The following is a 5,767-nucleotide window of genomic DNA, read 5'->3' on the forward strand; positions in this document are numbered from 1 at the left end:
ATAAAGGGGAAATCCTTTTTTGTCTAGTCGAATGTTTCACCCAATGGGTGAAAAGCAGAACCTTCCAGAAACCCTGTGATCAATACGGTTTCTGGAAGGTTTTTAAGTTAGGTATGAATAATTCGGGTTTAATTTGAGTTGACCAACTAGTGATGAGAAAGTTCTTCTAAATACAACACCTCCGTCCCCTTTTTGTTCCCATCTTCTCCTTATCCTACAGTAATTCTATCCATCATTGGAACAATGCAAACAGTATCACTGGCATGTTCTTGGATAAGTTATGTTTTCTATTATGATTAGATTTTGTGAGTTCCCTGCGGTATATGTGGGGGACTTTTTTGATTCAGTAGTATATAATTTTAAGGATGTGGAGTATTTAGGGAATTTTATTCTACAGATATATAAGGAAGAGGACAAAATTTTATGACTGTAAAAAAGTTGCTACGAACTTTGGTGGTTTTTTCTGATTGCCTTGGTTCTGGTAGTGGGTGTGCTTTATTTGGCTCTTTTTAATGGGGATATGATTTTTGACATCACGCGCTCTTTGGGGATGTCAGTGGGGTATGCCAACAACGTAGCCATGATCATCATCGCCATCCAAGCGCTGTTTCTAACGTCCGACTGGTTGTATGGTCGGATTTTGTCTTGGTTTGAGGCGGGGAGGAGGCAAGGGGTCTTCTATCTTGGTTTGCGGATGGGGATGGAGGCCTTGCTGGCTTTTCCCAAGCGTACGAGTTTGTTTGTTTTCTACCTCTTTCTGATTGTCGGTAAGCGTGTGGGTCTGGTTTCCCAATCTGCTGCTGATTATGAGATGTTGGCGGTGTTTGTCATCGCCATAGACCGTGTGACCAAGATTTGACCGACGGAGAGGGAAGATTTTCAACGCTTTTGGAATGGAATCAAAGCCTACTTGTCTGAATTGGATTAATGATATACTCTTTTAGTTTATCTTTTATTACTGTGTTAGCTCATCTTGCCGTACTTCAGTACTGTCTACGACTCGCTGCCTTGTACTAAAAGTAAACTAAAAGACTATAAAAAGCGCCTAAAATCGTTTGATTTTAGGCGTGTTTTTTCGAATGAATAAATAAAGAGAGAAGGGCTAGGGTTAGGAAGCTGGCTCCGATGAGCCAATAGGGTTGGTCTAGGGTTGTTGATCGGCCGGATAAGTTAATGATGCCACGGAGGAGGAAACCGGCAGTGAGGGTGGCGATGCCGGAGTTCCAGAGGTTGTAGCTGAGTCGTGAGAGGTTGGGTCTGAATTTTAGGAGTGTCAGGAGGAGGCTACCACCGGCTAGGGGAACAGTCCAGAGGTAGTGCATGAAGAAGGAGACTTCGCCATAGCTGAGGCTTTCGTAGATGCGGCTGAAGAGGAAGAGGAAGGCTGTGAGGGCTAGGTAGGTAATCAGGCTTCTTCTGAATCGTTGACTGGGATTAGTAACCGATGTAGACAATGTCGCTGACCTCTCTTTCTGAGATAGTGTTTCCGTTTGTGGTGGGGTTGTTGATGACTTGGCCGTTGAAGTAGAGGGTGGAGGAGCCACCGCCGTCTAGGTTGTAGGCGGTTTGGGCGTCGTATTCTTTTAAGACTTCGGCCATTTGGTAGAGGGAGAGTCCTTGGCTTTCTTCTGTGCGGCCGTCGGCGACGACGATGATGTAGTGGTTTTCGTCAATGATACCGATGGCGGAGCGGGGGTTGGAGGCCATGGCACGGCCGACTTCGGTGCTGGTGTCGACAGCGATTTGGCCGTTTTCAATGAGGGCAGGTCCGAAGGCTAGGAGGTTGACGACGCCGTCGTCAACCAGTTCTTGGGCGGTGACTTCGGTTTCTTTGATGATCTTGAAGGAGCCGTCGGCGTAGATGGCGAGGTCGCCGAAGTCAGCATTGTCTCGGATGGTGTCGCGGTAGATGGTGCCGTTGCGGATGACGTAGCCGGATGCGTTGGCACCGTAGTAGTCGCCGTTGACGGCGAGGATGGCGTTGTTACTGCTGGCGGTCTCAGAGGTTTTGGCGGTGATGTTGGTGCCATAGGTGTTCTGAGCCAGGGCTGTTTTGAGGTAGTCTGAGGAGCTGACGTGGATGTCGGCGACGTAGACGGTTGTGTCATTGGTGGTGATGGTTTCCAAGTTGATTTGGATGTTGTCATCGGTGTAGCTGGTATCAGTGGTGGAGACATTGGTAGGGCTTGTGGCCGCGGATGACGTGGTGTTTGTGGCGCTGACGCTGGTCATGGCCTGGGATAGGACAAAGGTTTTTAGCAGGGAGTAGCTAAAGCCGCCAGTCAGGAGTAGGCCGAAGATGCTGGCGTAGGCGAAGGGTTTCTTAAGCAATTTCACGGCTATACGAATTCCTTTCTCTGAAAATGACGTTTTTTTGCACTGTCCAAGACAGCAGGAAGAGGAAGAAGCCTACTATAATTTTTACCATATAAAGATTCATTCCTAAAATTTGGTGGAAAAGGTAAAGAAGGGCTGTGTCGGCAAGGAAGAGGGTGAGGGCTAAGGTGAAGTAGCCGGCCCCCGTGCGGGTAAGACTGTTCCTGTTGTGAAAGACCAGCTTTTTATTGAGGCTGAAGTTGAAAATGGAGCTCGTGATGCGAGCGATGGTATTGGCTAGGACCAGGCGAGTTGCTGTTGGCAGTGCAGCAGTTAGCAGGAGGAGAAGGGCGTAGACCCCGTAATCAACTAGAAAACTGCTGAGGGAGGATAGTGCAAACTTAAAGAGATTCTTATAAATCAGCAAGCTATCCTGAATCGGCCGGAAGTGGGAACTGGCATTATCGTCGATGTAGATGGTTTGGATCGGGACTTCGGTCATTTTGTAACGTTGGCTGGCTTGGCTAAGCATGTTCATCTCATATTCGTAGCGATTCCCTTCGACCTCTAGCATGAAAGGAAGCAGGTCGGTGTGGAAGGCTCGAAGGCCAGTCTGGGTATCGCTCACATTGACCCCTGTTTGCAGTCGGAACAGGACACGGGTGAGCTTATTTCCGAAACGGCTGCGCAGCGGGATGTCCTTGGTGAACTGGCGAACCCCTAGAATCAGGCGGCTAGGCAGATTCATGGCTGCGCGTGCTAGGCGATCGATGTCCTGCACAGCGTGCTGTCCATCCGCATCTGCGGTTACCACCACCCCGTTCTGGCCGAAAACTTGCAGATACTGAAAGGCTGTCCGCAAGGCTTGCCCTTTTCCTTGATTCCTCTCATGGTGCAGAACAGTGGCATAGGATTTAGCCGTCTCGATGATCTCTGCGGACTTTCCCGTGCTGCCATCGTCCACGACGATAGCTTGACACTCCAAGCGCTGCTTTATAACGGTTAATAATTGGATCAGTTTTTCATCCGGTTGATAGGCTGGGATCACTACATAATACATATCGCGTACCTCGTTTTTTCTTCTTGCGTTTAAGAATACGGGACTTTTCTGAAAGCAATCTGAAAATAAGCGAGATGATGAATTGGGTTAAGAGTTGATTAAGGAGAGAGCGGGGATTGGGGCTTTTTACAAGTTTTCCTGCAAAAGAAAATACACCCTAGTTGTCGGAACTAAGGTGTAAGTTGAATATTGGTAGATAAAATATTGATGTATGGAGGTTATTCACAACCAATTCCATCTCCATCGCGATCTAGATGACTTCCATAACCAGGTTGTCCACTGTAAACTGGAGCTGCACCAGCAGCTCGGGCTGCAGCACAGTTGGGATAATAGGCATTCGCGGTAGCTTGTTGTGCAGCAATCTGAGCTTGTCTCTCAGCTTCTTGTTGTGCAGCCGCTTGAGCCTGTCTTTCAGCTTCTTGTTGTGCAGCCGCTTGAGCTTGTCTTTCAGCTTCTTGTTGTGCAGCCGCTTGAGCTTGTCTTTCAGCTTCTTGCTGCGCAGCCGCTTGAGCTTGCTTCTCAGCCTCTTCTTTAGCAGCCTGCTCTGCTTGGCGTTTCGCCTCTTCTTCAGATTTTTGCTTTGCTTGAGCTTGTTTTCTCTCTTCTTCTATCTTTTTCTCTGCAGCTAATTGTTCCTCTTCTTTGTTTGAAATCTCGTTCGCAATTGAGTTGATTCGTTTTTGAAGTGAAGATTTTAATGTTTTATCAGATAATGCATCAACTTCTTTTTGAGCTGCCTGAAGATTGCTCTTTGTTTTATTTTTTTCTAGTTCTTTAACTAGTTTTTCAGCCTCATTATTATCTTTCTCTTTTTCGGAGGGCGCTTTCTCTGAGCTAGCTGTAGTTTTTGCTTCAGAAGAGGCTACAGTGGTTGAGTTACTAGTAGTGCGTTCTGGACTAGGTGTAATATAGCCGATTAATAATGCAGACCACACAGTTGTTCCAATTGCGATTCTTCGGAATATTTTGTTGGGATCTCGCTTTTTAAAATACCAGATAGCTACAATGGATGCTAGAAATATGAATGTTAGAATAGTTGTCATCAGAATTCTCCTTTTGCGATTTTGTATGCGTTTACAATATAGTTGTATTTTAGTTAAAACTGTACCAAAAGTCAATGCCATAATGGATATCCATTACAAAATTTCAATAGGAGTTTCCGTCAATGAGCTAACTTCAATCCGCCAAGCGTCCAAATAGACTTCATACACTACAAGCAAAAATCGAAACTAACCCTCTATAAAGCTTTGTGTATCAATGGTTTCAGCGATTTTGTTTATCTAAGAAGTGATAAATAAATTTAGCAATAATTATTGTAAGAAGCTTCTCAAATAGTCTTCGTCCGTTTTGAATGGTTCATCTGCCAATAGTCCAAATAGTCTTCACACTGCAGTGGAAAAATGTGATCGATACATGTCAATCCCTTGTTTAGTGAGTGTTCCTTTTATTTTGTCTCTAGAGGAAGGTTGAACAAATGCTTCAAGCAGACTCTGACGGATATTGGATCAGGTTTGACCTCTGTGGAGCATAAAAATATGCCAAGTATAGGAGGAGTGAGTATCATGACAACTATAACCATTCGTATAGATGAATCCTTAAAAAAGGAAAGTAGTGAAATTTTTGACCAGTTAGGAATGGATATGACAACAGCAATTCGAATTTTTTTTAAACAAAGTGTAATGAATAGAGGATTGCCTTTTGAGCTGGAATTGGCACCTCAGTTAAACGATGCTGAGTTTTATCATTTAGCCAAATCTGTTAGTCCTGTTGTTAAGGTTGATGCCAATAATCCAAAATCTGTTAATCAGTATTTTGGGGATGAGAATGAATATCCAGAGTTTGAGGATTATTTTAATGATTGATGAATTAGAGATTTACTCAGTTGTTATTTCTAGGATTCAGGATAGTGATGGGACAGATTCAAAAATCCGCCCTGCGGTAGTTGTGAAGTTCAACGATGAGGCTATTCAAACCTATCGAATCACTAGCAAATTTGAGTCTAAATCAGAAATAATAAAATCTCAGTATTTAGAAATTATTGATTGCTATCAAGCAGGATTGCATAAGCCGTCATATATCGATACGATTCAAATATATGAGTTAGATTTAAATGAATTTGCCATTCGATTGATTGGTAAGTTATCAAAAAGGGATAGGGACCGCTTGATTGATGGACTCAGAAATAAAAAACAGATTTAATGACTGCATAAAGGTTATTATTATGAATCAAAATAGAGGGTTGAGACTATTGTTTCAGCCTTTTCTGGTACGACGGGCATGTCGTACATCTGAGGTGTAAGTCCTCTGTGGGCACCTGCTACCGGTGAACCCAATAGCGACTCCCAAGCCTGACTATCGTGAGGTAGCGGGGAGAGGAAGGGATAGCGAAAT

General features: G+C 44.5%; 7 protein-coding genes. 3 read left to right on the top strand and 4 right to left on the bottom strand.

The features are described 5' to 3' along the window. The first annotated feature begins 490 nt into the window (after window positions 1-490). Complete coding sequence (locus tag I2503_RS08895; protein ID WP_196967720.1) at window positions 491-859, top strand: hypothetical protein; 369 nt, start codon at window positions 491-493, stop codon at window positions 857-859. Window positions 860-1,061: 202 nt separating this feature from the next. Here the strand turns inward: I2503_RS08895 and I2503_RS08900 are convergent, their stop codons facing one another. From I2503_RS08900 to I2503_RS08915, 4 genes are all read right to left on the bottom strand, one after another. Next, window positions 1,062-1,454 carry a hypothetical protein gene (locus I2503_RS08900; protein WP_196091365.1) on the bottom strand — a complete coding sequence of 131 codons (393 nt, stop codon included), beginning with the start codon at window positions 1,452-1,454 and terminating at the stop codon, window positions 1,062-1,064. Then, on the bottom strand, window positions 1,435-2,337 hold the full coding sequence (locus I2503_RS08905; protein WP_196967721.1) for a phosphodiester glycosidase family protein: 903 nt from the start codon (window positions 2,335-2,337) through the stop codon (window positions 1,435-1,437). Before I2503_RS08905 ends, I2503_RS08900 begins: the two co-directional genes overlap by 20 nt. Next, window positions 2,324-3,376, bottom strand: a complete 1,053-nt coding sequence (locus tag I2503_RS08910; protein ID WP_196967722.1) for a bifunctional glycosyltransferase family 2/GtrA family protein — start codon at window positions 3,374-3,376, stop codon at window positions 2,324-2,326. Before I2503_RS08910 ends, I2503_RS08905 begins: the two co-directional genes overlap by 14 nt. A gap of 218 nt (window positions 3,377-3,594) precedes the next feature. Beyond that, window positions 3,595-4,500: an excalibur calcium-binding domain-containing protein gene (locus I2503_RS08915; RefSeq protein ID WP_196967723.1), complete on the bottom strand. Its 906-nt coding sequence runs from the start codon at window positions 4,498-4,500 to the stop codon at window positions 3,595-3,597. Between the two features lie 438 nt (window positions 4,501-4,938). Between I2503_RS08915 and I2503_RS08920 the strand changes: the two genes are divergently transcribed. Together I2503_RS08920 and I2503_RS08925 are read left to right on the top strand one after the other, a co-directional pair. Further along, window positions 4,939-5,238: a type II toxin-antitoxin system RelB/DinJ family antitoxin gene (locus I2503_RS08920; protein WP_196967724.1), complete on the top strand. Its 300-nt coding sequence runs from the start codon at window positions 4,939-4,941 to the stop codon at window positions 5,236-5,238. Then, window positions 5,234-5,575 (top strand): hypothetical protein, encoded by a 342-nt coding sequence (locus tag I2503_RS08925; protein WP_196967725.1) that lies wholly within the window; start codon window positions 5,234-5,236, stop codon window positions 5,573-5,575. The genes I2503_RS08920 and I2503_RS08925 overlap by 5 nt, the downstream gene beginning before the upstream one ends. Window positions 5,576-5,767 lie beyond the last annotated feature (192 nt).

Origin of the sequence: Streptococcus sp. NLN64, from assembly GCF_015831295.1 — a bacterium.
In the GTDB taxonomy this organism is placed as follows: domain Bacteria; phylum Bacillota; class Bacilli; order Lactobacillales; family Streptococcaceae; genus Streptococcus.

Bases quoted from the DNA above. Each gene is read 5' to 3' on its own strand.
- I2503_RS08910 (WP_196967722.1), bottom strand. From the start codon at position 3,376: ATGTATTATGTAGTGATCCCAGCCTATCAACCGGATGAAAAACTGATC.
- I2503_RS08920 (WP_196967724.1), top strand. From the start codon at position 4,939: ATGACAACTATAACCATTCGTATAGATGAATCCTTAAAAAAGGAAAGT.
- I2503_RS08915 (WP_196967723.1), bottom strand. From the start codon at position 4,500: ATGGCATTGACTTTTGGTACAGTTTTAACTAAAATACAACTATATTGT.